Source organism: Bartonella sp. CM120XJJH, from assembly GCF_042194715.1.
GTDB lineage: Bacteria > Pseudomonadota > Alphaproteobacteria > Rhizobiales > Rhizobiaceae > Bartonella.
On the sequence record NZ_JBHINE010000062.1, the window covers coordinates 1 to 1,403 of the forward strand.

A 1,403-nucleotide genomic window follows, 5' to 3' on the forward strand; every position below is an offset into this window, starting at 1 on the left:
CTTCAATTACAAGTTTATCCAACCGAAATGCTAGACCTTTCCTACAATGGACCGGCTGAGATTGAAGGCAATTACATTCGTATGGGGATTGAATTTAATGCCAGTGGTAAGCGTGTTGCTTATCATTTTTGGAAACATCACCCCTATGATGATTGTTCTGCAAGGATAGTCTTTGAGAGTCAAGAGCGCATACGTGTCCCTGCTGAAATGGTCCTGCACATCAAAGAGCGCCGTATTGCCGGACAATTGCGCGGTTCTCCCAAAATAACGCGCTGTATGACAAAGATCTTTCAACTCGAATCCTATGACGACGCAGAACTCGATAGAAAAAGGACGGCGGCTCTTTTCGCGGCGTTTGTCAAGGACAATTCACCAAACGTCGAAAAATTATCCGATAATCGTGATAAAAACAACGTTGAAGAAGAATACAAAGCACCTGTCATTGCGCCCGGTGCATCTCTTTATTTAGGAGAGAATAAAGAGGTTACATTCTCAAATCCTGTTGAGGTTGGTGGCTCTTATGAGGCTTTTCAATTTCGCAATATCTTGAAAATTTGTGCAGCACTTAATATGCCTTATGCCGTTGTGACAGGAGACGTTACGCGGGGGAATTTTTCAAATGTGCGCACCTCCATCATTCAGTTTAGACGGCATGTTAAACAATGGCGTGAACATATTATTGCCTTTCAGTTTAATCGCATTATATGGGAGCGCTTTGTTGAAATGGCGGTTCTTTCTGGATGCGTCAATTTGCCAGGGTGGGAAGAAAATCCCTTGCCATGGGTTCAATGTGAAAGCTTTGCACCCCCGCTTGAAATGATTGACCCAAACAAGGATATCTCAGCGGAAAAAGAAGAAATCCGTGCCGGCTTGAAAACACGGCGTATGGCTCTTGCCGAGCGCGGCTTTGATATCGACAGCATTCATGCCGAAATGCAAGAAGAACGCACAGATGCTCGTGCGCGTGGTTTATCTTTTGACACCGATATGGCGGCACCGGCTGGTAGCAATCAAGTAATTGATACCGCAGATTCAGAGACTTCTGACACTTATGAAAGCAACCAAGGCAGTGAGGCACATACAAATGGTGAATAATCTCGACATGCCGTTTTTGGCATCACGGCTTTTTGGTGTTCCTCATATGCTTGCATCGACAAAGCTTGATATCATTTTGAATGCTCTTGCGCCGCGTCTTTTTGAGGGAGAAAAGTTTGCCACTGGGGCTTTTGCGCAAGGGGATACGGAAGCTTTAAGCCCCCCCTGAAACTTATGTAGTACAAAACAATATTGCCATAATACCAGTTCATGGCACGCTTGTGCGCCGTGGTGCATGGCTTGGGGCTTTATCGGGGCTAACCTCTTATGAAGGTTTGGGGGCTTCTTTTCGTGAAGCCATTGCACAA

General features: G+C 45.4%; 1 protein-coding gene and 1 pseudogene. Both read left to right on the top strand.

Annotated features, from left to right (window positions below; translation table 11 throughout):
• The coding region (locus tag ACFIKU_RS09660) for a phage portal protein (protein ID WP_375657379.1) at window positions 1-1,095 on the top strand (1,095 nt) is incomplete at its 5' end.
• Window positions 1,085-1,403 (top strand): annotated as a pseudogene (locus ACFIKU_RS09665) (S49 family peptidase); the annotation flags it as partial. The gene ACFIKU_RS09660 and the pseudogene ACFIKU_RS09665, both read left to right, overlap by 11 nt.